Below are 25,702 nucleotides of genomic sequence, written 5' to 3' on the forward strand. Positions count from 1 at the left end.
TGACCATACATTTGAAAAACATCTTTCCTGATGAAACAGATGAATAAAAAGTCATTTCTGCATGAGCCCTTATCAGGACTATCTTTCCTATCATCCATTTGCTAGAATAAAACAAGACAAATAATCGATAAGAGGTCGCATATCATGAAAATTTACGCTGTTTATCTGGATCAACTCCCCGAGCCCGACCAATTTGAGCGGATGATGGCTATCGTTTCTGAAGAGAAGCGACATAAAGTAAAACGCTACAGGTATCCTGAAGATGCCAATCGGACATTGATCGGTGAAGTCCTTGTTAGACATATCATCAAAGAAACATATCAACTACCAAATGAAGATATTTCATTTACGACAGGACCGCATGGCAAACCTTCTGCCAAAGGTTTGCCTGATTTCCATTTTAATATTTCTCATTCAGGCAGCTGGGTCATCTGCGGAGCTGGTAGATCAGCGGTAGGAGTTGATGTCGAAAAAATCAAGCCGATTAGCTTCGATATCGCAGAACGATTCTTTTCCCCGGCAGAATACCGTGATTTAATGGCAAAAAAAGCAGCAGAGCAGCTCTCCTATTTCTATCATTTATGGACAATCAAAGAAAGCTTTGTCAAACAAGCTGGGAAAGGTTTGGCATTACCGCTTGATTCATTTTCTATCAAGCTTGATGGACAAGGCCGTGTCTTCGTGAACGCACCCCAGACCTATCTGCCATGTTATCTCAAAACTTTTGAACTTGATCCAGATTATAAAATGGCAGCTTGCTCAGCAGCTGATGATCTGCCTGATGAGGTAATCAAAAAACGATATGATGAACTTTAGTAATAGGATGTTTCAATGACGTGCTTGAGCAGGTTCATTCCATGGTGAATATCTTCTTTCTTAACATTAGATGTGTTAATTTTTAACAGATTTCTTTTTTTGAAAAAAGACAAATAATGCATATCAACAGATTCAAGTAAAACATTGTGTTTTTTCATGTTCCTGATGATACGGGAAACTGACAGTTTTCGATTGAGTTCAAGATGTGTATGGACACACAGCTGATCGCCAGGGTAAAAACGGATGAGGCCTTCAAGTGATCGAGAAACCTCCTGCAAAGATGTGTAAAGCTGGTGTGACCTTTTGCCATATGAAAAGCTGATTTTTTGCTTGTGCCTTTCAAACATTCCGCTTTTCAAATAGATTTCTAAAGCAGCTTGTGACAGCATAGAACTGTCAATATCTATTAATCGTTTAAATTGATTAAACATCTCAGTTAATGAATCAGGCAGTACAGCAATACCGACACGCAGTCCAGGAAAAATCATCTTCGAAAAACTCTTTAAATAAATAACATGTTCTGAAGTATCATAGGAAAATAACGGATCTGCTTTCTTATTTCTTTCTAAATCTCCTAAAAAATCATCCTCTACAATAAAAACATCATACTTTTCTGCAAGATCAACAATCCGCTTTTTTTCTGGTTCTGTATAGGAGTTTCCAAGCGGATTGTGGAATCTCGGCATCGTATAAAAAAATTTGATATCTTCTGTTTGAAAAAGATGTTCTAAATGGTCAAAATCTATTCCGTTTGCTGTCCGTTCAATCCCAATCACTGGAAGTTGATGAACTTCCAAATATTGAATAAACAAGTGGTAACTAGGCTGTTCAAGCAGTATTTTTTGTTTGTGATTAGGAAACGACAGTGAAGCGAGCAAAGCTAATCCCTGTTGGACACCAGATGTAATAAATATATTGGACATTCTTGTAAATACTTGAGAATTCACAAGCTCTTTTTGTATAACTTCAATTAAAGACGGCAACCCTTTTGGGGTTCCATAAATAAACAAATCATTTTTATAGATATCAATGGCTTTATTGATGCAATGTTGAAAATCCAGATATGGGAATACGTCAGGATCTGGGCTGGATGCGACAAAGTCAATGACACGACTGTGAGTGTTTGATAGATGAGTTGTTTTCACAACATAATAGCCGCTTTTAGGAACGGAATAGATCATGTGTTGTTTTTCAAGTTCGTTTAAGGCCCTAATCACCGTGCTCTTGCTCAAACTGTGCCGCTCAGCAAGGGTGCGAATGGATGGAAGCTTGTCTCCTTCTTTATAAAAACGGCTCTTAATCAAACTTTCTAATTGATTCATCAACTCAACGTATTTTTGCATGTGGTCTCCTTTGGTCCACAATCTGTACCGGTACAGATTGGCTTTTTTTATATTGTAGCAAACTGATCTTCAAGATATGATGACATGAGCCGGCAAATATCAAATGTTGCATGCATACATGACGGAGATGGTTAATGATGTATAAATCTGCTTATTTGGCAGCGTTGTTGTACGCTTTGATAATTGGTTTTTCATTTTTATTTATTAAACTAGCCCTTACAGTTGCTGAACCGCTTGATATACTCGCTCATCGCTTTACAATTGCGTTTTGTCTTGTCGTTCTATTTGGTACGCTTAAGATTAAAATTCGTTTGAAAGACGTTTTCGTCATGTTGCCGGTCGCTTTATGTTACCCAGTCATGTTTTTTGCTTTTCAAGTCTTTGGGCTTGTCTATACTTCTTCTTCTGAAGCAGGGATCATTCAAGCGGCCATTCCCATTTTAACGATGCTGTTGGCTCACTATTTTTTAAAAGAGCGTTTCAGCAAACAGCAGTTGTTTTTCACTGTTTTATCAGCGGCAGGAGTGACTTATATCTTCTTGATGAAAAGTACCAATGTACAAATGAGCAATTTAATAGGTATTTTGCTAATCCTAATGTCAGCTCTTTCTTCAGCGGGTTACAGCATAATGGTAAGAAAACTGAGCCGGACATTCACTTCACTGGAACTAACATATGTGATTTTAGCGGTAGGCTTTCTTTTTTTCAACGGAATCGCTGTTTTCGGTCATATCTCAAATGGAACACTCAGTGAATTCTTTATTCCCTTTACAAAGCCAATCTTTATGTTGACAGTTCTTTATTTAGGGGTATTTTCATCGTTTGCAACTGCCTTTTTGTCAAATTATGCTCTATCAAAAATTGAAGCTGCAAAAATGAGCATGTTCAATCATTTAGCAACATTAGTAACGATTCTAGCAGGAGTTATCGCTTTAGGGGAAAGGTTAGAATGGTTTCATCTGATCGGTACCATCATGATTATGACCGGAATCATTGGAGCGACGAAAACACAACAACGGAAGGGGGTGTCCTGAAAGTAGTATGGATGAATAAATTTGGGGATTTGCTCGCGTTCCGCGGGCGATCCGCGAGACCTCGCAGGAGCTCGTTGTTCCCGTAGGAGTCTCGCAATTCCCCCTGATTCATGTTGATAAAGGATTTTTTAAACAGCTCCTTCCTTATACTACTTAAACAATTCAGCCAATAATTTTTCACGGTGCTGAAGAAAATATTTTGTTAACTGGTAATGTTCGGTGTCCTCATAGTTTACTTTGGCAATCTGGTCACCATCAAAACTGAAAATATCTGCATCTGGATATCCGAGTAAAATCGGAGAGTGGGAAGCGATGATGAACTGAGCTTGCTTCTTCTTGGTTAGATCATGAATCATTTTTAAGAAAGTCAATTGTCTTGTCGGGGATAAAGCAGCTTCAGGTTCATCAAGTAAATAGATTCCTTTTCCTGTGAATCGATACTTAAAAAGCGACAAAAACGATTCTCCATGGGATTGCTGATGAAGTGAACGTCCACCATAATTGATAAACATGTTAAGATCTTCCTCTATCTCATCAATATGTGATGCAAAATGATAAAACGATTCAGCCCGTAGGAAAAAACCAGTCGTTACTTTAGGGAGCCAGGAAAGTCTGATATAGTCTCCTAAAACAGATTCAGATTGATCCACTTCATATGTATTCTGTCTTCCCCCGCCTGCCGTGTTGAATTCACACTTATCGGCAATAGCTTCAAGCAGGGTTGATTTTCCGGTGCCGTTTTCTCCGACAAAAAAAGTCACACCTTTTTGGAAAGTCAATTCTTTCAAATGATGAATCGCCGGAATTGAAAACGGATATTCCGAATAAGAAGACACTTTTTCTTGAAGCATCATCAATTTTTTCAAAAACATATGAATCACCTCAGGTGAAATTTTATGTTATAATATGGAAAGAAGGAGGGGTGTTTATTGACACGTTTTTTGTTAATAGCTGTTTTTATGCTAGTTAGCAGTCTGTTTAGTTTTGGGATTCGTGCAGAAGCTGAAATAGTGAAGTATCCCAAAAAATTAGATATGACTTTTACTGCGACCCACATCCAAGATATTCCCCACACTGATTTTGCTCCACCATTATATGATCACTGGAAATTAGGGTATAGGTTTACAATTTTCAATGCCGAAAATTGTAAAACGAAAATTAAAATACAAATGATGCATCTTTCTGGCAGATATATGAGTTTAAGTATAAAAGAGTTCGTCGGCAATATGCCGAATCGTACGGCTGAAGACGTTACTCCTGTTATGCAACGCACATATCGGCTCTATTTTGAAAATACAGAAGGCGAATGTCAAAACATTCATGTAAAAGGCACATATGGGCCTGTTCCAGATCCCCCATATGTACCATAAACCGTCACTTTTTGCAACAGTAAACATCCACCCCAGCCACAGATTCCAAAGATAAAAGACAGCATGAAAGAAAATGATGCTTTTAAACTAAGAACGACGATGACAAGAAGAACCGCAGTTGCCGGGAAACCCCACAACACACCAACCGCAAATTGGCTTAAATATTTTGGAGTAGCCCCTTGGACACTTAACCAAAATAAACTTAAGAGACTGACAAGTGGAAGTGCCGCAATAATACCTCCAGCCTCGGGATATTTTCTGGCGATCTCGGTTACTATGCCAATCAAAACTGCGGAAACAATAATTTTAATAATTAAAAACATGATTTTGCCGCCTGGCTTAACATGGAAAATGCATCCTCAAACAATTTAAGTTGATCTTCATTTAATTGTTGCAATACCTTTTGTAGTTTTTTCTGGTCTAGCTGGGTGTGCCGTTTTACTACGTCTTCACCTTCAACTGTTAATGTAACATAAACTTTTCGTTCGTCTTGGCTGTCCCTCTGTTTTTGCACAAACTTTTTTTGAAGCAATCGTTTCACATGTTCTGATGCCGTATTATGGGATACATTGAAAAAATAAGCTACAGCACCAATGGTAACCGATTGGTTTTTTTCAAGATATTGAAGCAATCGAATAGCTTGGTGTGTTAAGTTATCAGCATGTCTTTCGTGTAAGTTATAGTATATATCTGTCCAGTTTTGATTAATTGATTCACTTAACTTGTCTAGATTCATTGAAATCCCCCTACTTATATCTCAGTGTACGATATATTCTCAAATTAAGACATTAAATAACACCCAGCAGTATACACCAGGTGTTCGTCATGATTCATTTTAAATGTTTTTTTAAAAATGCTAATTTCTCTGTTTGAAAAGCCGGAATATATTCGTGTCCAAAATAACGGTATGCTTTTATATCTTTGTTAGTCTTTAAATGATTGTATGCCGCAAAGACGGTGGATGGCGGTGTGATTGTATCAACAAGGCCAATCGACATCAAAACAGATGTTGTTACTGATCCTGCAAGGTTCATCATATCAAAGTAAGATAAAGTATTCATAGCGGTCTTTTCAATGTCAGGATGGCTATTTTTTCTAAAAAAAGAATTGATTTCAATATAAGGGTGTTCTAACGCGATATCAATCGCTCTCTGGAAGTTGCTTAAATACGGAAATTCAGAAACTGTGACTTTCGGAATATTTGACAATGCGGAAACAGCAATGGCCAGTCCGCCGCCTTGACTTGCACCGATCACTCCGATTCGTGTTTCATCGACTTCGGGAAAACCGCTGACCACCTCAACCGCTCTTACAGCATCAAGGTAAACACCTTTGTAATAATACGTTTTCGGAGCAAGAATCCCTTTTGTCATCCAGCCTGGCACATGTCCATCAGGGGAACCACTTGTGTCCTCACTACTGTTTTGCCCTCGAACAAGCATCCCGAAAGTCGCATAACCATGCAACGCCCAATTGACAATATCGTGAATATCTCCGTCATAGCTGGCATTATAACCGTGATATTTTACAATGGCCGGATGTGGGCCTTTCTGATCAGGAACGGCATACCAGCCTTTAATGAGGGCCCCGCCGCTGCTTTTGTATGTGAGCCAATAAACTTGAATACCATCAGCTGGATAATCAAATCGTTTAAGCTCAGGCTCTGCTTTTACTTTGGTTAGTTCTTCCAATGACTCCTTCCAAAAATCTTCAAAATCTTCGGTTGCCGTTCGTTCAGGTTGGTATGTATATAGTTGATCTAATGGTAAATCATAGGGTTGCTGCATCTCCTTCATCCCCTTTAATGGTTTAAGTGTTTTTATGATACCATACCGGCTTAACGAGTTTGTGATATAATATTAGGCTAGAACTAAAAAATGTCATTGCGGAGGTTTTTTTTTGTGGTTTCACAATCATTTCTGCAGCTTAATTCAATTTTCATTAGTATATTAATAGAAGCAATCCCTTTTGTATTAATCGGCGTTTTCATATCAGGTTTGATTCAAATGTTTGTGACTGAAGAAATGATGGCGAAAATCATTCCGAAAAATCGATTTCTCGCAGTACTATCAGGAACGTTTGCTGGTATGTTATTCCCGGCCTGTGAATGCGGCATTGTACCGATCACCCGTCGTCTTTTGTTAAAAGGGGTTCCACTGCATGCAGCGATAGCGTTTATGCTAACAGCTCCAATTGTTAATCCAATTGTGCTATTTTCTACATTTATTGCTTTCGGAAATAAATGGGATGTTGTTTTTTACCGTGGTGGATTGGCCATGGCTGTTTCGATTATTGTAGGTCTGATCATCTCTTTCCAATTTAAAGGAAACCAGCTGATCGAAGCTCATTCACATCATCATCACTCCCACAATCATACGAAACAGTCTTTTCTTAAAAAACTAGCCGAAACACTTCACCATGCGATTGATGAATTTTTCTCAGTGGGGAAATACCTTATTATTGGCGCTTTTGTAGCAGCAGCGATGCAAACTTATATTAAAACATCCACTCTACTCTCAATCGGTCAAAATGATGTATCTTCATCACTTGTGATGATGGGCTTATCATTTGTATTGTCTCTTTGTTCAGAAGTTGACGCTTTTATCGCATCCTCGTTCAGCAGTACATTTTCACTCGGATCACTAATTGCATTCCTTGTTTTCGGGGCAATGGTTGATATTAAAAATTTGCTGATGATGATCGGTACCTTTAAAAAACGCTTTGTTTTGCTCTTGATTACCTATATCGCTGTTATTGTTCTAGTCGGATCACTTTTGGTAAAGGGGTGAGACCATGTTTCGCACATTTATTTTAATGTCTTTCACATTTTTCTTTTTTCACCTTCATGCATCTGGCAATTTAACAAAATATATTAATATGAAATATGCTTATCTTTCATATATTGCAATTTTTCTACTTGCACTGCTGACAGCTGTACAATTTTATCGCTACATTAAAGGAACGAGTGATACTGATTGTGGGCATGAATGCGGATGTGGACATGATCATGAAGAAAATAAACCGTTTTTTAAAAAAATTTTAATCTATTTCGTTTTCCTTTTCCCGTTATGCACTGGGATTTTCCTCCCTGTTGCCACACTTGATTCCAATATCGTGAAATCAAAAGGTTTTTCTTTTAAAGGGATAGAACAGCCTGAACACTATGCCCAAACCCAGTATTTGCGCCCTGATACAAGCATTTACTACGGACAAGAAGGCTATGATGAGCTGATGGAAAAAGCGTTGGCAAAATATAAAGAAAAAAAACAAATATCGTTAGATGAACATGATTATCTAAAAGGTATGGAAACCATTTATAATTATCCAGGGGAGTTCCTTGGCAAAACAATCGAATTTAACGGATTTGCTTTCAAAGGTGAAGCGATTCATGGGCGGGAACTTTTTGTGCTCCGCTTCGGCATTATTCATTGTATTGCCGATTCAGGCGTATATGGTATGCTTGTTGAATTTCCTGAGGATATCAACATAAAAGATGATCAGTGGCTTCATGTCAAAGGAACTTTGTCATCGGAATATTATCAACCATTTCAATCTGTCATTCCGGTGTTAAAAGTCCAAGAATGGTCGAACATGAAAGAACCGAAAGATCCATATGTATATCGGCGATATTAAACATTGCTACCTGTTTTAAACGGCTAAGGGCCCTGTATTTATACGGCTCTTAGCCGTTTGCTTTCCCTTGTAAATAAGATCAAATGATTGTTGCTTTATAGCATCGACAAAGTTGTTAGCGTTTTCATCATCATTCACAATCCATGAGTACCGGCCAACTTATGTTTTATACCCAGTTTTTTTCATCAGCATCAGATCGATGAATAATTGGCATCTCGTGTTAAAATGATTCAAATCGATTGAGGTCATGTCTAATATTTGCTTAATACGATAATTTAAAGTATTTTGATGAATGAATAATTTTTCTGCAGATGGTTTTACTTTGCAGTTATTTGCAAGATAAATTTCAAGCGTTCTTAAAAACTCTGTGTGACTTTCTTTGTCTTTTTCTTTGAGTAGCAAAAGATCAGGGTTTGTGTAATGAAGCTGATCATTTTTAGCTGCGATTTGGTCAAGGTATTTAAATAAGCCTAGCTTTTGATATTCAAATGGAATGTGTTCTTGGCTTCCGGTCATTTCTGCCGCTTTTGTGACTTCTAAAGCCTCTCTATAACTCTTGCCAAGTGAGAGCAAACTGCTATATTCATTACCTACCCCAATTAGGATCAAGGGCAATATTTGAGAACGTAAATGTGTCAAAAGCCGGTTGATCAGATCTGACGCGGCTCTCTGTGCAGAGCGTTTGCGCGATATACTCCCCACAATAATGGCTATGTTTGAATGATCCTCTAAGACATGACTGATATTATCCTTTAAATTTAAATAGGATCTGATCGTTTCCTTCAAATCATCAAGTACTTCATCCGCGCCATTAACCACTTGGAGAACCATTACGGTATACACAACAGGTAAAATAACATTGGCTTTTTCCGCTGCTATCTTCAGCTCTTGCTCTGATTGAAATTGATCATTGATCGCTCTTTTGTACAGTTCTTCAGCCTCTTCTTCTTTCTCTTGTTTCAGCTGTTTCTTTTTGAAAATGACCTTTCCAACGTGAAAGGAAGCTTTGTAGAGAAAATTCAATTCTTCTTCTGAAAGACTGTTTTCAATCTCCTGTACCCAAAGGTAGCCCATGATTTCATCTTTATGTTTAGCACTGACAACGACACGTTGGTTTAAGCCAATCTCTTCAATTTGTTTGACCCGAAATGGCGTCGGAATCGTTTTTAATTGATCAATGATACCTTCCTCAACAAATTTTTCGAAAATTGGCAGCGGGCATTTTTTTGAGAAAATAGTTTGTTGATTTGCTGCATCAAATTGGTTGATATAATAAGAGTTATATGCCAGTAAGAAAAAATCTGCACTTTCCAGTATCACCGGTTTTTTCAACTCATCGCTAATAAAATCAATGATCTTGTGAATATCTGAAAGAGAAACAACTTGTTCAAATAGCTCTTCCATATCTTTTCTCCTACCCATTTTTAACTTAATCATACTTCTCCTTTTCATTATTGTATAGACCAATAGAGAAATTTCCGAAAATTCAGTTGGCCTCTGTCTAAAAGACAGAGGCTAAACTTAAAATTGGCTATGTGGAGTAATGATTGAACGGTTTTTAAATACTGGTTGCCAGTTTCTTGATCATCCTACTAAACACCGTCACTGCAATCAGATTCATTTATTACAGAATTAAGGCAGCCTTTTCTGACTGCCTTTTATCCTCTTAAAACATTTCACTGATTGTTTTCGCCTGCATGTGAAGAGCTAGGTAGTCCGGACCGCCCGCTTTAGAGTCTGTTCCAGACATTTTGAAACCACCAAATGGATGGTAACCTACAATTGCACCGGTACAGTTACGGTTAAAGTAAAGATTTCCTACATGGAACTCCTGTTTCGCCCTCTTTATATGGTCGCGATTGTTTGTAATCACTGCACCTGTCAAACCATATTCTGTGTTATTGGCAACTTTTAATGCTTCATTAAAGCTGCCCACTTTTGTAAATCCAACGACTGGTCCGAATATTTCTTCTTGCATGAGTCTAGCATTTGGATCTAAATCGGCAAAGATTGTCGGTTCAATAAAATAGCCTTTTGTATCAACACCATTTCCCCCGCTCACTAAGCGACCTTCCTCTTTTCCAATTTCAATATAGTCCATGATCTTATCAAATGAAGCCTGATCAATAACAGGGCCCATATAAACATCCGCACTGTCAGGCACCCCCACCTTTTTAGCCTCTGTCAATTCAATCACACGTTTCAACACTTGATCATAAATCTTCTCATGAACAACAGCCCGCGAGCCGGCTGAACATTTTTGGCCTGCAAAACCAAAAGCTGATTGGACGATCGATTGTGCTGCTAATTCAACATCTCCATCTTCATCAACGACAACCGTATCTTTTCCACCCATTTCTGCAATCACTTGTTTAAGATGTGTCTGACCAGACTGAACTTTGGCAGCTCGCTCAAAAATACGCGTTCCCACTTCTCTTGAGCCAGTAAAAGTAATGATGCTTGTTTTTGGATGGTCAACAAGATAATCCCCAACTTCAGCACCGCTTCCCGGAACAAAATTGACAACCCCTTTCGGAAGCCCTGATTGTTCAAGTATTTCTACAAATCTAGCAGCAATAACAGGGGTTGCACTAGCTGGTTTCAGAACAACGGTATTACCTGTCACAATCGGTGCCACCGTTGTACCCGCCATGATCGCAAAAAGGAAGTTCCAAGGTGGGATCACAACAGTTACACCAGTCGGTGTATAAATATATTGGTTTCGTTCTCCCTCACGGCTGTTGACAGGCTTTCCTTTTGCAAGGTCAAGCATTTGCCGTGCATAATATTCCATAAAATCAATCGCTTCAGCTGTATCGGCATCAGCTTCATTCCACGGTTTACCTGCTTCTTTCACTAAAAGTGCTGAAAACTCATGCTTCATACGGCGCACCTTTTGAGCGGCACGGAATAGAACTGACGCTCTTTCTTCGGGATCGGAATATCTCCATGTTTCAAATGCCGTTGCTGCTGCCTGAATTGCTTTTTCTGCATGGTCCTGATCTGCTTTGGATACTGTGCCGACAATTTCTTCTTTGTTTGCAGGGTTGACCGATACGATCTTGTTGTCAGTTTCAATTTTTTCTCCATTGATTATAAGAGGATAGGATTGCCCCATCCATTCGTTGACTGTGTCCATTGCTTTTTGAAACGCCACTCGATTCTCTTCTACTTCAAAATTTGTAAATGGTTCATGTTTGTAAGGTGTTGTCACGATTCATTTCCCCTTTTCATCGTATTATTTCTTCAACATACCCTTAAATGCAAACGCAATGTTGGCAGGCCGTTCAGCAAGCCTTCTCATAAAGTATCCATACCAATCATTTCCGTAAGGAAGATAAACACGCATGTTGTAACCTTGTTTAACCAATTCAAGCTGAGTCTTATTGCGCATCCCATAAAGCATTTGAAACTCGAAGCGGTCCTTTCCAATCTGGTGCTCCTCCGCCAATTTTTTCGTGAAATCAATCATTTTATCATCATGAGTGGCGATGGCTGTGTAATGGCCGCTCAATAATTGTTTCTTAATGAGCTTTTTATAATTCTCATCCACATCTTCCTTCTCAGGAAACGCCACTTTCGACGATTCTTTGTAAGCTCCCTTCACAAGACGGAGAAATGGAGCATACTGGTTCAATTCCTCCAAATCGTGCTCGGTTCGGTATAAATAGGCCTGTAAAACAGTGCTGACATAGTGGTAACGCTGTTTGAACTCTTTAAACAGGTCTAGTGTTTTTTGACAGCGCGCTTCATCTTCCATATCAATTGTTACCATTACTTCATGCTGTTCCGCACACTCCAAAATACTGCTCATGTTATCCCTAACGAGGTCAAGATCGATATCAAGACCTAATGAAGTCATTTTTAAGGAAACATGTGAATGAAGCTTTTCCTGAGCAATCCATTGAATAGCCCTTATGCATTCCTGAGTCCGTTCCCTCGCAACTTCCCGGCTGTCGACAAACTCACCCAAATGATCAACGGTAACCGTCAGCCCTTGTTCATTGAGCTTTCTAATCATGGGGATTGAAGCTTCGAAGTTTTTCCCGCCAATGATTTTCCCAGTAGCAATATGACTCCCCCAATTTTGGGCCAGACGATTCAGGATGTTGCTCTTAGATAAGAATAAAAAAAAGTCTCTTGTGATCGCTTCCATTATCACACCCCGCCATCTCATGAAATATGTCTTATATTCTCATTCTATAAGAGTTAGGGACCAATTCACAATATTTAGAAAAAACAAAAAAACAAGCTTTTTTTGTGTCTTTCCCACAATGATTTATACCCAAATAAAGAAACAACTACGACAATAGAATTAGGAAAAAACTTTGATAAAAACCCCCGTTTAATTGGAATCGCTTTCTTTTACTATACCATTTCCCCGTTTTTAAACGGACAAAACCCCTTTAAGAAAAAATCTCCAAGGGGAATTCCATCTTATGTCCATACTTCATCTAGCGTTTCTCTAAATAATCGATCAAGTTCAGGTGTTAAATTTTCTCGATTTGTTTTAAATGTCTTTGCTACTGTTAAAAGTCGATCGAGTTCATTCTCAATAAATTCATGAAGCACAGGATTTTGCGGTTCCAGATGAAATTCATCTCCATTTATTTTCCGTTCAAGCAGGTTAAGAATGTCTGTTTTGAGCTTACCTTCATCGAGAAGTTCATGAAGCAGTACTTGAAATTCAATCGGCGGCACCGTATGTCGAGACTCAATCCACTGACATGCTAAAATCGGCCGGAGAACATAAAAGTATTTTTTAATCTTGACCTGTTCTTTTTGAAGGTAGCTGTTAAAATTCCCTTTTGCCATGTTCAAATAATGGTACATACAAGAAGCTGGTGAAAAAGCCTGCAACTGAAGGTTTTTCATTTTTTCCGCTAATGAATATGCCTGATAATAGACCATTCCCGATGAAAGCCATTCAAGCAGTGGTGGATTAGATTTACGGAAGAGCCTTAAAGCTTTTGTCAATTCCCAACCGCTAATATCTAGCAGATCATTAATGGGTAGCTCAATGACATCTCGTTTTGAATCGATCGAAAGGTACCAGTCTTTTTGATGAACATAAATAAAACGAACATCATAATCACTGTCTTGTGATGGGAAGCCCCAAGCCCTGCTCCCTGACTCAACTGCATAGAGGATTTTAACGTTATATGTTGTTTCAATAAGTTCTAGTTCTTTTAATATACGTTTTTGCATGATCATTGCACCGCCAGTTCTCTATTTCTATTAGTATACTTTTTCAGCGGAAACCTGTGACCTTTTTAAATAAACGTTTGTTTAAAGGTTAAGCTTTTCCACAATTTGATCTACAACAGCTTCAGGGCTTTGGTAATCTGTATCAACCTTAAAGTGATGGGAAGCATATATCGTTTTTCTGTCGTTATAAAGCTGTTTTATGTCTGCTAATGAGCGATGTTGTAGAATCGGTCGAGTTTCAATGAGAAGGTCGATTCGCTTTTTCCAATGTTCCCATGACAAGTCTAGGAAGAGGACGATACAATTTTCCAGACATTTTTTTCTGATCTCTTCCTGCTGGAAAGCACCTCCACCAAGAGAAATAATTTTACCTGTTGACTGTTCACACATTTTAAAAATATAATCTTTTTCTGTTTTTCGAAAAAATGCTTCCCCTTTTTGTTTAAAGATTTCAGGAATTGTCATTTGCAAATCTTTTTCAATTTCTTGGTCAATATCAATAAAAGCCCTATTTGCCTTATTGGCAACTAGTTGACCGATTGTCGTTTTCCCAACCCCCATAAATCCGATGAGTACAATATTCTTTTCTCTCACAGACCATTTCACCTCACTAATGGTTTGTATGAAAAATAGAGGCTGATGATCAGCCTCTATTTCCACCAGTCATCAAAGCTTGAAGCTGGTAATTGACGTTTATGCTCTGTCGCCAGATAACGTTTTTCAATCACCTGTGCTGTTTCAGGAGAAACTGTTTTTCCTTCAAGATAATCATCGATTTCATCATATGTTAGTCCAAGTTCTGTTTCATCAGCCTGTTGAGGTTTTTCGTCAAGCAAATCCGCTGTTGGGGATTTCGTATAAAGTCTGGCAGGCGCACCCAACTCTTCAAGCAAACGACGTCCTTGTCGCTTTGTCAGTCCCGTAAGCGGCAACAGATCCGCTCCGCCATCACCATATTTAGTAAAAAAGCCTGTCACGGCCTCAGCAGCATGATCGGTACCGATTACCAATAGCTGTTTTTGACCGCCGATTGCATACTGTGTAATCATTCGTACTCTGGCTTTTACATTGCCTTTATGAAAATCGGCAAGCGCTTCTCCAGTTACAGTTTGAAATTGAGAAACAAAAGAACTTACTGTTGAAGCAATGTCAAATGAAAGAGAATGGTCTGGTTTAATAAATTTCAGTGCGAGTTGTGCATCATCTTCATCTTTCTGAATACCATGAGGCAGACGAACAGCGGTAAATTCAGCTTGCACACCTTCAGTCCTTAACTGTTCCACAGCCATTTGGGCAAGTCGTCCGGCAAGCGAAGAATCTTGCCCCCCACTAATTCCCAACACAAAACCCTTTGCTCCTGTTTTTTGTAAATAGCTTTTTAAAAAGTCAATGCGTTTTTCAATTTCCTGTTTTGGATCGATAGCAGATTTTACATTCAGTTCATTTGCTATTTTTTCTTGTAAAGCCATTGATGACTCCTCCCGGTTTTCCTGTTTTTTTAACTATAGCACAAGTGATATCCATATTTCATGTCATCCTATCTTAGTGGATGTCACCGGGCATAAAAAAACATCTACCAGACAAAATAACAATGAAATTAGAGGAGATGAATCGATGAAACAACAAGCGAAAAAAGGAGACTTAAAATGGTGGCAGCTATCATTAATTGGTATCGGCTGCACAATTGGTACAGGTTTTTTCCTTGGGTCAAGCATTGCAATTAAGAAGAGTGGTTTTTCTGTATTAGCGGCTTTTCTATTGGCAGCTTTGGGGACATACCTTGTTTTTCAGCAATTGGCAAAACTGACCGCTGACCACCCTGCTGAAGGTTCTTTTTGTTCCTATGCTAGAGAAGCATTTGGCAACTGGGCGGGCTTTAGCAATGGTTGGGTTTACTGGGCATCAGAAATGCTAATTATCGGCAGTCAACTAACAGCCATTTCGCTTTTTACACGCCATTGGTTTAGAGAGATCCCGCTGTGGGTATTTGCCTCTATTTATGCAGTCCTTGGCTTGATCATTATTTTTACTGGACGCACTAGCTTTGAAAAAACAGAAAACATCCTAGCCGTCCTCAAAACGTCGGCTATTTTCATGTTTATCATCATTGCTATTTTAGCTTTATCAGGTGTTCTTCCTGGAAAAACACCCGATGTTCAGTTTCCAGACGAACTGCATGAACTGTTTCCGTTTGGATTCATGGGATTGTGGACGGGGTTAATTTATACATTTTTTGCCTATGGCGGTATTGAAGTCATGGGATTAATGGCCATTCATTTAAAAGATCCAAAAGAATCGCCAAAATCAGGTAGTCTCATGCTCATCACTTTAGCGGTATTGTACATGATTTCAATCGGACTTGCATTGCTGCTTGTACCAATCGATTCCTTTACAGAACAAAACAGCCCATTTATCACATCGTTGAAACCATTTAATCTACGCCTTGTGATGGACATTTTTAACGGGATATTTATCATTGCTGGATTTTCAACGCTGACCGCATCTTTATTTGCTGTCACAACACTGATGGGTACAATGGCCAAAAACGGTGATGCTCCAACATGTTTAGCAAAAAAACAACATAAAAAAGTATCCTGGCCAGCACTAGGGTTAACAGTACTCGTTCTTTCAATCTCAATCATTTTGTCAATCCTGCTTCCAAAACAACTTTATGAGCATATGACAACGGCAGCTAGCATCATGCTGCTATACAATTGGGTGTTTATTTTGTTATCAAGTAAAAAACTCACTAAGCCAAATTGGAAAGGAAATGTACAGATATTCACAGCACTTGCACTGATTTTACTTGCCGTTTCCGGTACATTATTTGAAAAAAACAGCAGGCCGGGTTTTTTTATTAGCCTCCTCTTTTTGGCAATCATCGCTCTTGTGACATGGATGATGAGAAAAAAATGGGCGCACAAAGGAAAAGAACCGTCTTAATCATTGAGTAATCGAATCAATTCCTGAATCCCCTGGTAGCCGAAGTAACAGCCAAAAACAATTAATGAAAAACCAGCAATCCATGTGATCACCTGAATGATTCGAGGACTTAAAAACGTTCTAAATGTCCCTGCAATCACAGACATGGCTAAATCCCATAAAAAAAGCCCCATTAAGATTCCTGAACTGCATAGCAACAACTGATATGAAGCATATGACTCAATCGTTTTTGCTAAAATACTTCCGTAAATACCGAGCCAGAACATGATACTAAGAGGGTTTGAAAGAGAAATAAACAGTCCAGAAAAGAAAGATTTGCTGTAGGTTTCTTTCTCTTTCATCATTCTCATTAACGACATTTTTTTGGCCTTCCATACACTTTCAATTCCTGTGTATGTTAAAACAAAGAAGCCAAACAACCACAAAAATGTTTTGAGAAATGGGGCCATTAAAAACTGAGCTACTCCAAAATAAATGAGTATCATATAAATGACATCAGCCGCAACAGCTCCTAAACCAAACAACCAAGCATGAAAAAAACCGCCTTTCATTCCTCTGTCAATCTGAGCCGCATTTACCGGACCGACGGGAGCGGCTAATGACAAACCTAAAAATACATAACTGAAAAAAATATGAAACAAAATCCGCATCCCCCTTTGCGCGTAACTTGTACAATGTATTCAACAACAGAACAGGATAGTACAAATCTATAGACCGGAGGAAATATGGAGTGATGTTAAAAGGTAGTACGGATGGATTTTCTGAGAAAACGAGGATTGATAAATTAAGATATGAGCCATTCGCGGAACTTTTCGTGACAATCAAACCACCAAGCGGTATAATTTGAAAATTAAAAATAAAGAAATGATATGAGGAGGAATGATTTTGACAAGCACATTTATTTATATGGTAAGACACGGAGAGTCCCCAAAGAAAGGAGACGAAAGAACAAGAGGATTAACTGAAAAAGGTGTTTTAGATACTGAACGTATAACTTCTATATTAAAAAAAGAAGAAATTGATGGTGTTGTTTCAAGTCCATACATACGTTCAATTTTAACTATTGAAAAAATAGCTGAACACATCGGACAAGAAGTTTTAGTATTTGAAGATTTAAAAGAGAGAGTATTTTCCGCTAATCGCCATCGATTATCTGATACTGAATTGAATCCACTGTTAGAAAAATCATTCTCAGAACCAAATTTCGCTTTAGAGGGAGGAGAATCAAATGCAGATTGTCAAAATAGAGCGATAAAAGTTTTAAATAAGCTTATGACTACTTTCAAGGGAAAGAGATTAGTATTAGGTACTCACGGAGCTGTTATGACTTTGATGATGGGGTATTTTGATAAAAATTACGACTTGAACTTTTTACATCGTACATCTAAACCAGACATTTATAAAATGGAATTCATAGAGAAGGAATTAGTAAATGTTCAAAGACTATGGGGGAGTTAAATAAGGAAGGACATGACGTATTAGAATATTCCTAATACGTCATGTCCTTTTTTTAGAAAAGGATTTCTTTTATAACCTTATCCAAAGTGCGGTCTTAAAATGTCTTTTAATACTGATGCACTATGTTTGAACTGTTCTTTTTCTTTATCATTTAGTTCAAGCTCAACAACCTTGCTAACACCGTTACGGCCAACAAATGCCGGAACACCGATGTAAATATCTTCTTCACCGAATTCGCCATCAAGATATGCACTTACAGTTAAAATGGCTTTTTCATTGCGATAAATCGCTTTTGTAATCCGAGCCAAACTCATCGCTACACCATAGTATGTTGCACCTTTTTTCTCAATGATATGGTAAGCAGCATTTTTTACATCGTCAAATAACTTGTCTAGATCTTCAACTTTGTAATTTGGATTAGTTTTCAAAAGCTTGCTGATCGGAACTTGTCCGATGTTTGCATGACTCCAAACTGGCAATTCTGTGTCTCCATGTTCACCAATAATGTAACCATGAACATTATGAGCAGCAGAATCAAAGTACTCACTAAGCAAGTAGCGGAAACGTGCAGTATCAAGAGTTGTACCACTTCCGATAACACGTTCTTTTGGAAGACCACTAAATTTCCAAGTCGCGTAAGTTAAGATGTCTACTGGGTTTGTAGCAACTAAGAAAATACCATCAAAACCGCTTGCCATAACTTCGCCGATGATTCCTTTAAAAATCTTAAGGTTTTTTTCTACTAAATCAAGACGAGTTTCACCCGGTTTTTGGTTAGCCCCTGCACAAACACAAACAACATCAGCATCTTTACAATCTTCATATGTACCAAAGAATGTTTTTACTGGATGTGGAGCAAATGCTTTCCCATGGTTTAAATCCATTACGTCGCCTATTGCTTTATCTTTATTTAAATCAATAATTACAAGTTCGTCTGTAATCCCTTGATTGATTAGCGTAAACGCGTAACTGCTTCCAACAAAACCCGCACCAATTAATACTGTGCGATTAACCTTCTGGTTTCTCATATTTCATCCATCCTTTACCAATTGTTAGTTTGAACTTAGATGTTTGTGAACTCAATCACAATATATTGTCTGGTATTTTACGTTTTTTTTCAAGGTCATATACTGTTTAGTTTTGTCGATTTTATGTCAAGATTCCGTTCTTCCTTAAGTTCTCCTTGTTTATTCCTTTTTATTCACCGTTCACCAAAAATGGCTCCAAACCTTGATAAATAAAGAAAACGCTTTCTTTTTTTGCTTTAAGTCTGTTTACCTCTTTTTGGTATCATAACATACATTCAAAAAAAGTCCATTATTTTGTCATTTCTGTGAACTAGTTATAAAAAATAAAGATCATTTTCTTAGTAGTTTAAAGGCTGTTTTTTTGATTTCTTTAACGTACTACACTTCTTAAAAGCAAACGCGCACCAAAAGACGGAGTAGGAATTACGTCTACTTCGGATCTTGCTTTTTTTGATACCTTTTCCACATAGCTTCAAGTGTGAAAACAACAATTGCAACAACAATTGCAACAACAATCAAAACGATTGTTGTCACAAAAGGAGAAGTATTTTCTTTAACAAAAAAATATTATTATTGCGCCTAAATTTCCAAATATGAAACTTAAAAGTAATCTCATTAGATTTCAAACCCTTCTTCATGTTCGCTTTATTTTCATTCAATCACATCCAAGGGATTTCATGTTTTTTTAATTGTCTATCTTCTTCAAGTTCTTTCAGAAATCGGTTTTCGGATTTTTTCGATCTCTCAAACCAATTTCAGATGAGAAGGATCAGCTTCTTCTGAAGCGTTTTAAATAGAATTTTGTGTTCCAATTTCTGTTTTTTCCGTTAGTAAACCTGACAAACTGACTGTCAATCTGCTTGAACTTTGTCATGATCGTTTTAAGAATAAAACGATGGGAGTGTTGCAATTGAAGTTAGCAGAACTAAGGAAGAATGGACACGCACCTTCTTTATTGGCATCTTTTTTATATTTCGATGTCAGTTTTATGATTTGGGTATTATTAGGGGCACTTAGTGTATATCTAACAGCAGATTTTCATTTGTCAGCTTCTCAGATTGGCCTGATTGTAGCGATCCCTCCTTTGGCAGGTTCAGTTTTTCGCATTGTTTTAGGAATTTTAACAGATCGTTTCGGACCAAAGAAGACGGCTATTGGTGGAATGATAGTAACAATGATTCCCCTTATCTGGGGTTGGCAGTTTGGATCTTACGCTTCTGAACTTTATTATATTGGCATTTTACTAGGGGTAGCAGGGGCGAGCTTTTCAGCATCTCTACCAATGGCGAGCCGTTGGTATCCTCCTCATTTACAAGGTCTTGTTATGGGTATCGCCGGAGCAGGGAATAGCGGTACATTGCTTGCTACATTATTTGGTCCACGGATTGCGGAGCATGTAGGTTGGAATGGTGTCATGGGATTGGCACTTATTCCATTAATACTTGTGTTGTTCAGCTATTTCTTCATGGCGAAAGAACCACCGAATCAGCCTAAGCCTAAAGCGATTAAAGCGTACTTTAGCGTCTTTAAAGAAAAGGACACTTGGTATTTTTGCCTTCTTTATAGTGTGACTTTTGGCGGTTTTGTCGGTCTGTCAAACTTTTTAAATTATTTTTTTGCTTCACAGTATTCTGTTCCCCCTATAAGAGCAGGTGAATTTGTAACACTTGTCGTTGCATCAGGAAGTTGCCTTCGTCCTGTCGGTGGATTTATTGCTGATAGAATAGGCGGTGTCCGTCTGCTGCAATTTCTGTTTATCGGTGTCGCTCTTTGTATGCTCCTTGTCAGCACACTACCATCTCTTAGTGTTGTCATAGCGGCTTTATTTGTCGGAATGGGCTGTCTTGGCATGGGGAATGGTGCGATATTCCAACTTGTACCTCAGCGGTTTCAAAAAGAAATTGGAATGGTTACAGGGATCATCGGCGCCGCCGGAGGAATCGGTGGGTTCTTTTTGCCAAATATTCTTGGAACCTTAAAACAAGTCACAGGCCATTATACGAGCGGTTTTCTTAGTTTTTCCTTGATCACTTTTTTAGCGTTTGGACTGCTGTTACTTGCTCAAGCCGGTTGGAAAAAACAATGGCAAGGAAAGGGGAAATCGATTGGGATTTAAAGTGAAAGACACACAGTGCATATTTATGTTGTGTGTCTTCCTATTCACTCACATCTGCAAATTTTTTCTTTGAAGCTGTCTGATTTTCTTTTCTTCTGCTAAAGAAACAATGAGTAGAGCAATGACCCCTAATACTAGAGCAGCATAGAACACGATAAAAGTATCACTCCAACCATGTAAAGTGACTCCTGCTACCGTCAGACCTTTAGTCGTTGGGTCAGCAATTTGCGCAAGACCTACCTTTGCCATGGAATCACCAAACAGATAGCCAAATGTACCACTCAAACCGTTTGTAACTGTTATCGCTTTTTTTGGTACAAAACCAACAGTGGATACACCAATGAGTAATTGTGGGCCAAATATAAGAGCGCCTAAGGCAAATAAGGAACTATTAATCATCATTTCGCTCGTTCCGTAACGATACCCTAGAACAGCTACTGCAGTTAAAACTAAACAAAAAGCTGCTACAATCGCCCTTCTTCCTTTTAATAAGTCAGAGACATACCCCCATGTTAAACTTGCAACCAGTGCCCCCATTTCAAAATAAAAGATTGTATTAGCGGCGCTTTCAGGGCTGAAATTTAGATGTTCTGTAACATACAATGGAGCCCAATTATCTATTCCTATACGTACAACATAAACAAATACATTTGCGATACATAAAGTCCAGATCCAAGGGTTTTTTAACACATATTGCTTAAATATTTGCCACTTAGACATTAATTCAGATTCAATATTTTCTTGTTCAATCGGTTCACCAAAAATTTCTTCACTGCGATTCCACCCCAATTCTTCTGGGTCGTCTTTGCCAAAGAATAAACCAATGCATCCGATGATTAAAGCGATAACCGCCGGAAATATAAACATACCTGCAACATTTCCATTAAAAAATACATTCGCACCCCATAAAGCTAATATTCCAGCAATTGCCCCTCCTATATTGTGGGAAGTGTTCCAAAAACCGAGATACCTTCCTCTTTTACTTCGAGGTGTCCATCTTGTAATTGTTGAATAAGATGCAGGTCCGCCTGGAGATTGAAACAGGCCGCTTAATCCCCAAAGAACCATGATCAGACCCATCGGAGAGCCGCCGGCACTAATGGCCAAACCGATGCTCACCACTGCTATTGCTGATAAAATTAATAGGAAAGAAATGATCTTTTTCGTGTTTTTACCGTCAATAAAATAACCTAACAATGTTTTTCCTATACCATAAGTAACCGAAAAACAAAATCCGATATAACCTAATTCACTAGTTGAAAAGCCTAATTGACTTTTTAATAACGGTTGGGCCGCTTTAAAGTTATTGCGAATGAGATACATGGCCATATATGAAAGAAATACAACGAAAAATGCTTTCAAAAATTGTTTTAACCAGTTTTTTCTTTGAAACTCCAATGAAATATTGGCTTTTTTTATTTTACAGATATTGAAAAATCCCATTTTTCGCAACCTCCATTTCTATCTATTTCAATCAAACCTTAATGTGTTCCAATAATCTAAAACTACTGTATAGTCGTCTGCTTTATGACCTGTTTTAATAGAGATGCGAGTTCCTTTGTTCTCCTTGATTGTTGGAGTGCCATATGAAACCTTCTCTATTATTTTTTTTCCTTCTTCAGACAAGCAATATCTTAAAAATAAGTCACCTACTTGTCCATGAGGAGCATCTTGAAGTTTAGAAATTGAGTTAATTGAAAAAGTTGTTTGCCTTGGAACAATACTTAAAATAGGGAATTTTTTAATATTCAGCATTTTTTGATCACCACGAAAGTTTATGCCGATCAAATATTCTCCACTGGCTACATATTCTGCTGGTGTATATCCATTGGGAGTATATTGACCTATCTGGGAATGAAATTTTTTCAAAAACTGAATAGCTCCTTTTTTTCCCATGTTAGCCACAATAGATTGCAGAAACGTATGTGCTGTCCCTGAAGTATTTGGATCTGGCATTACGATTTTTCCGCGAAAATACGGGTTTAATAAATCATCCCAATCTTTTGGTAGTTCTACTCCTAATGGATCCATTTCTTGTTTCCATCTTTCAGTATTAATACCAATCGCCAGCTGTTCCATTTCATACCCGTACCAATAGTCATCTTTATCTTTGTATATATACTGTTTTACCTTATCATCCAACTCAACAGGAATTGATAAATGTTTGTTTTTTAAAACTTGGTGAGCATCTACAGGACCTCCGATGACAACGTCCGTTTTAGGGTTCTTTTTCTCTTCTTCAACACGCCTTAACATTTCTTCTGTAGAGAGCCTTATGAATTCATATGTACATCCTGTTTTTTTACAGAAAGACGACATTAAGGCCTCTCCCACTTCTTCGCGAGCCACAACATATGCTACTAAATGTTGATCTTTTAAAACTGGATAACCATTTTTATAGGCTACATGAGGATATAACTTCATACTTGCTCCACCTAAACAAATACAAAGGAAGAAAATAAAAAATGGTTTCAACTTTTTATTCCTCCCCACAAGACTTCTTTTAAAGAGCCTTTCATATACACTACATTCCCTTTATCATCTCCTAAATATTGGACAATGAAGAATTTAGAGTATACTGAAATACTAATCATACCTTCTCGTTTATGATCTTTTAAATAGATATTGATAAAAGCTAAAGCTCGTTTTTCATTAGATAAAAAGTTAACAATCTCTTGATAGTCACTAATCACTGAAGAAGACTTAATATCATGACTTAGCGCTTTCTTATTTATCTTGACTTTTTTCTGATCAAGTATGATTGTCACGCAAATGGATTTTTCTACTAATGATCCGATCTTTGTTGGTGTATAATACAGTTCTAATAAATTTGATTTAAGAGCAGAAATAATAGGTTTTATTTGTTCACTGTTATAAACCCGATCATCTACAGTTAATGTATCCGAAATAATAAACTGTCTTCTTGCGCCATTTGAATAAACTATGTTACCTTTGAATTGAACTTTTTTTGCATGTAATGACTTCATTGCTTTTCCGTTTTCAATAATTTGATCAAATAAAGATACTATATTTTGCAGATGAAACTCATCTTCAACCTCGACCCCTCCCCATATTGAATTTTCTAGCGTAATCTTTACTGGGATAGACTGAGTTGCTTTCGTCATGACAAGTTCCTTATCATCGATAACACGCACCTGATTGTAGAGACTACTTTGTGTAACAACGATAACAAGAGAAATAAGAACGATGATCACAAGGAAAACAAGCTTTTTAAAGAACTTTGACATGTTATGGCTCACCTCCAAAAATACAGAAAAACTATTTCATAAATACAAAACAATTGTTTCATAAATGTATCATTTAAAACGTTTTCATTTTTTTAAGCTGCGCAGGCACATAAAACGATAAGTAAATGGTGGTCCCTTCTTCTTCATCACTGATGATTTTCATGTCACCACCTTGTTTTTGCATAATCTCTGAACATAATAATAATCCTAATCCATTTCCCAACTGAGATGGTAAACGCTGAAAAAGATTTTCTTTCCTGTTATTCCAAGCCTCTAAAGTCAATTGATCCATACCAATCCCGTTATCTTTGACTATGATTGTCACATATTCTTCATCTATATGGTCCACTTCTATATTAATTTGCGAGGCATCACTGTACTTCACGATATTATCAAATAAGTTTAAAAAGATTTGTTTCGTTTTATCATAGTCTGCAACAACATTCAGATAGCTCATTTTGTTAATAACAGTGATATGATAACGAGTTATTTTTAATTTCATAATAAACAAGGTATCCTTGATGAGATCTGAAATGTTAATAATTGCAGGTGACAGTTGGAACTCAGTTGTTCCGTATTTTGATGATTCTAAAGTCTCCTCTACCAAATTCAGTAATCGCTTACCTTCCTTGTTAATATAATAAAAACACTCCTTCTGTTGATGTTGACTTGAGATTTTAGGAATCAACTCGATGTATCCCAAAATGGAAGTTATTGGCGTTTTAAGTTCGTGTGTCAGTTGATCAACAAATTCTTTTTGTTTTAGCTTTTCTTGTTCTAATTGAGAAACGTGAAATTCGATAGCATTAGCCATTACACTAAAATCATAGGCTAACTTTTGAATTTCTTGATGTTCATATACTCCTACATCTACCTTATAATCTCCATGGGTCATCTTATAAGACATTTTTCTAAGATTTTCAATAGGATTACAGATTGATTGGGCAATTTTTTTAATAAATATTATCGCAATCAAAATCACAATTAAAAATATAAATATAAAAGCAATCGTTATATCTTTTAACATTTGATATTCTTTGTTTAAATCATGAATGAACCTAATGATACCGATGACCTTTCCATTTAAGTAAACAGGGCTAGAAAAGTAAATTTGCGGTGTTTCATTATTGCTCTTTAGCAAATATGCTTTCTTACCAGCGACAGCTTCATCAACATCTCTCTCAATTAATGAAAGCTCACCTTTTTGTGTATCAGTTAGAAGTTTATTTTTATTTTTAAAAATTTGTACTCTCATATCAAACCTTTTAGATAAGTATGAAGCCACAAGAGAAGCATTTTCGGATAAAAAATCTGCACTTCCCTCTTTTTGTACCAAATTCATCGTATACGTTTGAGCTTCAACACTTAACTTTTCCACTGAATCAACTGCATTTTCATACATGCTCTTTTGCAAATACAAAAACATTCCTATGTATATGATTAATATAGCCGGAATGAAGAGAAGCATAAATTTATACATAATGTTATTTTTCAGCATGACTTCT

25 protein-coding genes are annotated in these 25,702 nt (G+C 37.5%); 8 read left to right on the forward strand and 17 right to left on the reverse strand.

The window, feature by feature from the left end:
- The first annotated feature begins 144 nt into the window (after positions 1-144).
- Positions 145-816: a 4'-phosphopantetheinyl transferase family protein gene (locus PDT38_RS16380; RefSeq protein WP_270803091.1), complete on the forward strand. Its 672-nt coding sequence runs from the start codon at positions 145-147 to the stop codon at positions 814-816.
- Here PDT38_RS16380 and PDT38_RS16385 read toward each other — a convergent pair.
- Positions 813-2,159: an aminotransferase-like domain-containing protein gene (locus PDT38_RS16385; RefSeq protein WP_270803092.1), complete on the reverse strand. Its 1,347-nt coding sequence runs from the start codon at positions 2,157-2,159 to the stop codon at positions 813-815. The two genes, PDT38_RS16380 and PDT38_RS16385, sit on opposite strands and share 4 nt — an antisense overlap.
- Positions 2,160-2,296: 137 nt before the next feature.
- Between PDT38_RS16385 and PDT38_RS16390 the strand changes: the two genes are divergently transcribed.
- On the forward strand, positions 2,297-3,193 hold the full coding sequence (locus PDT38_RS16390) for a DMT family transporter (protein WP_270803174.1): 897 nt from the start codon (positions 2,297-2,299) through the stop codon (positions 3,191-3,193).
- A gap of 149 nt (positions 3,194-3,342) precedes the next feature.
- Here the strand turns inward: PDT38_RS16390 and PDT38_RS16395 are convergent, their stop codons facing one another.
- Positions 3,343-4,065, reverse strand: coding sequence for an AAA family ATPase (locus PDT38_RS16395; protein WP_270803093.1), 723 nt, complete (start codon positions 4,063-4,065; stop codon positions 3,343-3,345).
- Positions 4,066-4,122: 57 nt separating this feature from the next.
- Here PDT38_RS16395 and PDT38_RS16400 point away from each other — a divergent pair, with 57 nt between their 5' ends.
- A complete protein-coding gene (locus tag PDT38_RS16400) occupies positions 4,123-4,563 on the forward strand; it encodes a hypothetical protein (RefSeq protein ID WP_270803094.1) in 441 nt (146 codons plus the stop codon).
- Here the strand turns inward: PDT38_RS16400 and PDT38_RS16405 are convergent.
- The 3 genes from PDT38_RS16405 to PDT38_RS16415 form a co-directional block, all read right to left on the reverse strand.
- Positions 4,512-4,886, reverse strand: coding sequence for a DUF3147 family protein (locus PDT38_RS16405; RefSeq protein ID WP_270803095.1), 375 nt, complete (start codon positions 4,884-4,886; stop codon positions 4,512-4,514). The two genes, PDT38_RS16400 and PDT38_RS16405, sit on opposite strands and share 52 nt — an antisense overlap.
- Positions 4,877-5,299, reverse strand: coding sequence for a MarR family winged helix-turn-helix transcriptional regulator (locus PDT38_RS16410; RefSeq protein ID WP_270803096.1), 423 nt, complete (start codon positions 5,297-5,299; stop codon positions 4,877-4,879). The genes PDT38_RS16405 and PDT38_RS16410 overlap by 10 nt, the downstream gene beginning before the upstream one ends.
- Positions 5,300-5,393: 94 nt before the next feature.
- On the reverse strand, positions 5,394-6,350 hold the full coding sequence (locus PDT38_RS16415; protein ID WP_270803097.1) for an acetylxylan esterase: 957 nt from the start codon (positions 6,348-6,350) through the stop codon (positions 5,394-5,396).
- Positions 6,351-6,440: 90 nt separating this feature from the next.
- Between PDT38_RS16415 and PDT38_RS16420 the strand changes: the two genes are divergently transcribed.
- A complete protein-coding gene (locus PDT38_RS16420; protein ID WP_270803098.1) occupies positions 6,441-7,352 on the forward strand; it encodes a permease in 912 nt (303 codons plus the stop codon).
- 4 nt (positions 7,353-7,356) lie between these two features.
- The gene (locus PDT38_RS16425) at positions 7,357-8,196 is read left to right on the forward strand and encodes a TIGR03943 family putative permease subunit (RefSeq protein ID WP_270803099.1); all 840 of its coding nucleotides are present in this window, start codon (positions 7,357-7,359) and stop codon (positions 8,194-8,196) included.
- 159 nt (positions 8,197-8,355) lie between these two features.
- Here the strand turns inward: PDT38_RS16425 and PDT38_RS16430 are convergent, their stop codons facing one another.
- From PDT38_RS16430 to nadE, 6 genes are all read right to left on the reverse strand, one after another.
- A complete protein-coding gene (locus PDT38_RS16430; RefSeq protein ID WP_270803100.1) occupies positions 8,356-9,600 on the reverse strand; it encodes a PucR family transcriptional regulator in 1,245 nt (414 codons plus the stop codon).
- 262 nt (positions 9,601-9,862) lie between these two features.
- On the reverse strand, positions 9,863-11,410 hold the full coding sequence (pruA, locus tag PDT38_RS16435; protein WP_270803101.1) for an L-glutamate gamma-semialdehyde dehydrogenase: 1,548 nt from the start codon (positions 11,408-11,410) through the stop codon (positions 9,863-9,865).
- Between the two features lie 24 nt (positions 11,411-11,434).
- Positions 11,435-12,352 (reverse strand): proline dehydrogenase, encoded by a 918-nt coding sequence (locus PDT38_RS16440; RefSeq protein ID WP_270803102.1) that lies wholly within the window; start codon positions 12,350-12,352, stop codon positions 11,435-11,437.
- Between the two features lie 281 nt (positions 12,353-12,633).
- Positions 12,634-13,404: a nucleotidyltransferase domain-containing protein gene (locus PDT38_RS16445; RefSeq protein WP_270803104.1), complete on the reverse strand. Its 771-nt coding sequence runs from the start codon at positions 13,402-13,404 to the stop codon at positions 12,634-12,636.
- A gap of 81 nt (positions 13,405-13,485) precedes the next feature.
- The gene (locus tag PDT38_RS16450) at positions 13,486-13,965 is read right to left on the reverse strand and encodes a shikimate kinase (protein WP_394356300.1); all 480 of its coding nucleotides are present in this window, start codon (positions 13,963-13,965) and stop codon (positions 13,486-13,488) included.
- A gap of 89 nt (positions 13,966-14,054) precedes the next feature.
- Positions 14,055-14,873 carry an ammonia-dependent NAD(+) synthetase gene (gene nadE / locus PDT38_RS16455; RefSeq protein ID WP_270803105.1) on the reverse strand — a complete coding sequence of 273 codons (819 nt, stop codon included), beginning with the start codon at positions 14,871-14,873 and terminating at the stop codon, positions 14,055-14,057.
- 145 nt (positions 14,874-15,018) lie between these two features.
- Here nadE and PDT38_RS16460 point away from each other — a divergent pair, with 145 nt between their 5' ends.
- Positions 15,019-16,347 carry an amino acid permease gene (locus PDT38_RS16460; protein WP_270803106.1) on the forward strand — a complete coding sequence of 443 codons (1,329 nt, stop codon included), beginning with the start codon at positions 15,019-15,021 and terminating at the stop codon, positions 16,345-16,347.
- Here the strand turns inward: PDT38_RS16460 and PDT38_RS16465 are convergent.
- On the reverse strand, positions 16,344-16,988 hold the full coding sequence (locus tag PDT38_RS16465) for a LysE family translocator (RefSeq protein ID WP_270803108.1): 645 nt from the start codon (positions 16,986-16,988) through the stop codon (positions 16,344-16,346). The genes PDT38_RS16460 and PDT38_RS16465 overlap by 4 nt on opposite strands.
- A 238-nt stretch (positions 16,989-17,226) precedes the next feature.
- Here PDT38_RS16465 and PDT38_RS16470 point away from each other — a divergent pair, with 238 nt between their 5' ends.
- The gene (locus tag PDT38_RS16470) at positions 17,227-17,805 is read left to right on the forward strand and encodes a histidine phosphatase family protein (protein ID WP_270803109.1); all 579 of its coding nucleotides are present in this window, start codon (positions 17,227-17,229) and stop codon (positions 17,803-17,805) included.
- A gap of 77 nt (positions 17,806-17,882) precedes the next feature.
- Here PDT38_RS16470 and PDT38_RS16475 read toward each other — a convergent pair whose 3' ends face one another.
- Positions 17,883-18,833, reverse strand: a complete 951-nt coding sequence (locus PDT38_RS16475; RefSeq protein ID WP_172292848.1) for an L-lactate dehydrogenase — start codon at positions 18,831-18,833, stop codon at positions 17,883-17,885.
- Positions 18,834-19,743: 910 nt separating this feature from the next.
- On the opposite strand from PDT38_RS16475, the gene PDT38_RS16480 reads away from it, so the two are divergent.
- Entirely contained in the window at positions 19,744-20,949 is a 1,206-nt protein-coding gene (locus PDT38_RS16480) for a nitrate/nitrite transporter (protein ID WP_270803112.1), read from the forward strand.
- A gap of 48 nt (positions 20,950-20,997) precedes the next feature.
- Here the strand turns inward: PDT38_RS16480 and uhpT are convergent, their stop codons facing one another.
- The 4 genes from uhpT to PDT38_RS16500 form a co-directional block, all read right to left on the reverse strand.
- Complete coding sequence (uhpT, locus tag PDT38_RS16485) at positions 20,998-22,392, reverse strand: hexose-6-phosphate:phosphate antiporter (RefSeq protein WP_270803113.1); 1,395 nt, start codon at positions 22,390-22,392, stop codon at positions 20,998-21,000.
- A 27-nt stretch (positions 22,393-22,419) separates the two neighbouring features.
- Entirely contained in the window at positions 22,420-23,424 is a 1,005-nt protein-coding gene (locus tag PDT38_RS16490) for an ABC transporter substrate-binding protein (RefSeq protein ID WP_394356295.1), read from the reverse strand.
- On the reverse strand, positions 23,421-24,197 hold the full coding sequence (locus tag PDT38_RS16495) for a DUF3919 family protein (protein ID WP_270803115.1): 777 nt from the start codon (positions 24,195-24,197) through the stop codon (positions 23,421-23,423). The genes PDT38_RS16490 and PDT38_RS16495 overlap by 4 nt, the downstream gene beginning before the upstream one ends.
- Before the next feature lie 73 nt (positions 24,198-24,270).
- On the reverse strand, positions 24,271-25,695 hold the full coding sequence (locus tag PDT38_RS16500) for a HAMP domain-containing sensor histidine kinase (RefSeq protein ID WP_270803117.1): 1,425 nt from the start codon (positions 25,693-25,695) through the stop codon (positions 24,271-24,273).
- Between the last annotated feature and the right edge of the window lie 7 nt (positions 25,696-25,702).

This window comes from Bacillus changyiensis, from assembly GCF_027706145.1.
Lineage (GTDB): Bacteria > Bacillota > Bacilli > Bacillales > Bacillaceae > Bacillus > Bacillus changyiensis.

What these genes read in the sequence shown, in the direction of transcription:
- PDT38_RS16500 (WP_270803117.1), bottom strand. Translation starts at nt 25,695, where the DNA reads ATGCTGAAAAATAACATTATGTATAAATTTATGCTTCTCTTCATTCCG.
- PDT38_RS16380 (WP_270803091.1), top strand. Translation starts at nt 145, where the DNA reads ATGAAAATTTACGCTGTTTATCTGGATCAACTCCCCGAGCCCGACCAA.
- PDT38_RS16390 (WP_270803174.1), top strand. Translation starts at nt 2,297, where the DNA reads ATGTATAAATCTGCTTATTTGGCAGCGTTGTTGTACGCTTTGATAATT.
- PDT38_RS16410 (WP_270803096.1), bottom strand. Translation starts at nt 5,299, where the DNA reads ATGAATCTAGACAAGTTAAGTGAATCAATTAATCAAAACTGGACAGAT.
- PDT38_RS16395 (WP_270803093.1), bottom strand. Translation starts at nt 4,065, where the DNA reads ATGTTTTTGAAAAAATTGATGATGCTTCAAGAAAAAGTGTCTTCTTAT.
- nadE (WP_270803105.1), bottom strand. Translation starts at nt 14,873, where the DNA reads ATGGCTTTACAAGAAAAAATAGCAAATGAACTGAATGTAAAATCTGCT.
- PDT38_RS16425 (WP_270803099.1), top strand. Translation starts at nt 7,357, where the DNA reads ATGTTTCGCACATTTATTTTAATGTCTTTCACATTTTTCTTTTTTCAC.
- uhpT (WP_270803113.1), bottom strand. Translation starts at nt 22,392, where the DNA reads ATGGGATTTTTCAATATCTGTAAAATAAAAAAAGCCAATATTTCATTG.
- PDT38_RS16440 (WP_270803102.1), bottom strand. Translation starts at nt 12,352, where the DNA reads ATGGAAGCGATCACAAGAGACTTTTTTTTATTCTTATCTAAGAGCAAC.
- PDT38_RS16450 (WP_394356300.1), bottom strand. Translation starts at nt 13,965, where the DNA reads ATGGGGGTTGGGAAAACGACAATCGGTCAACTAGTTGCCAATAAGGCA.
- PDT38_RS16385 (WP_270803092.1), bottom strand. Translation starts at nt 2,159, where the DNA reads ATGCAAAAATACGTTGAGTTGATGAATCAATTAGAAAGTTTGATTAAG.
- PDT38_RS16430 (WP_270803100.1), bottom strand. Translation starts at nt 9,600, where the DNA reads ATGGAAGAGCTATTTGAACAAGTTGTTTCTCTTTCAGATATTCACAAG.
- PDT38_RS16420 (WP_270803098.1), top strand. Translation starts at nt 6,441, where the DNA reads ATGTCATTGCGGAGGTTTTTTTTTGTGGTTTCACAATCATTTCTGCAG.
- PDT38_RS16475 (WP_172292848.1), bottom strand. Translation starts at nt 18,833, where the DNA reads ATGAGAAACCAGAAGGTTAATCGCACAGTATTAATTGGTGCGGGTTTT.
- PDT38_RS16470 (WP_270803109.1), top strand. Translation starts at nt 17,227, where the DNA reads ATGATTTTGACAAGCACATTTATTTATATGGTAAGACACGGAGAGTCC.
- PDT38_RS16405 (WP_270803095.1), bottom strand. Translation starts at nt 4,886, where the DNA reads ATGTTTTTAATTATTAAAATTATTGTTTCCGCAGTTTTGATTGGCATA.
- PDT38_RS16460 (WP_270803106.1), top strand. Translation starts at nt 15,019, where the DNA reads ATGAAACAACAAGCGAAAAAAGGAGACTTAAAATGGTGGCAGCTATCA.
- PDT38_RS16445 (WP_270803104.1), bottom strand. Translation starts at nt 13,404, where the DNA reads ATGCAAAAACGTATATTAAAAGAACTAGAACTTATTGAAACAACATAT.
- PDT38_RS16495 (WP_270803115.1), bottom strand. Translation starts at nt 24,197, where the DNA reads ATGTCAAAGTTCTTTAAAAAGCTTGTTTTCCTTGTGATCATCGTTCTT.
- PDT38_RS16415 (WP_270803097.1), bottom strand. Translation starts at nt 6,350, where the DNA reads ATGCAGCAACCCTATGATTTACCATTAGATCAACTATATACATACCAA.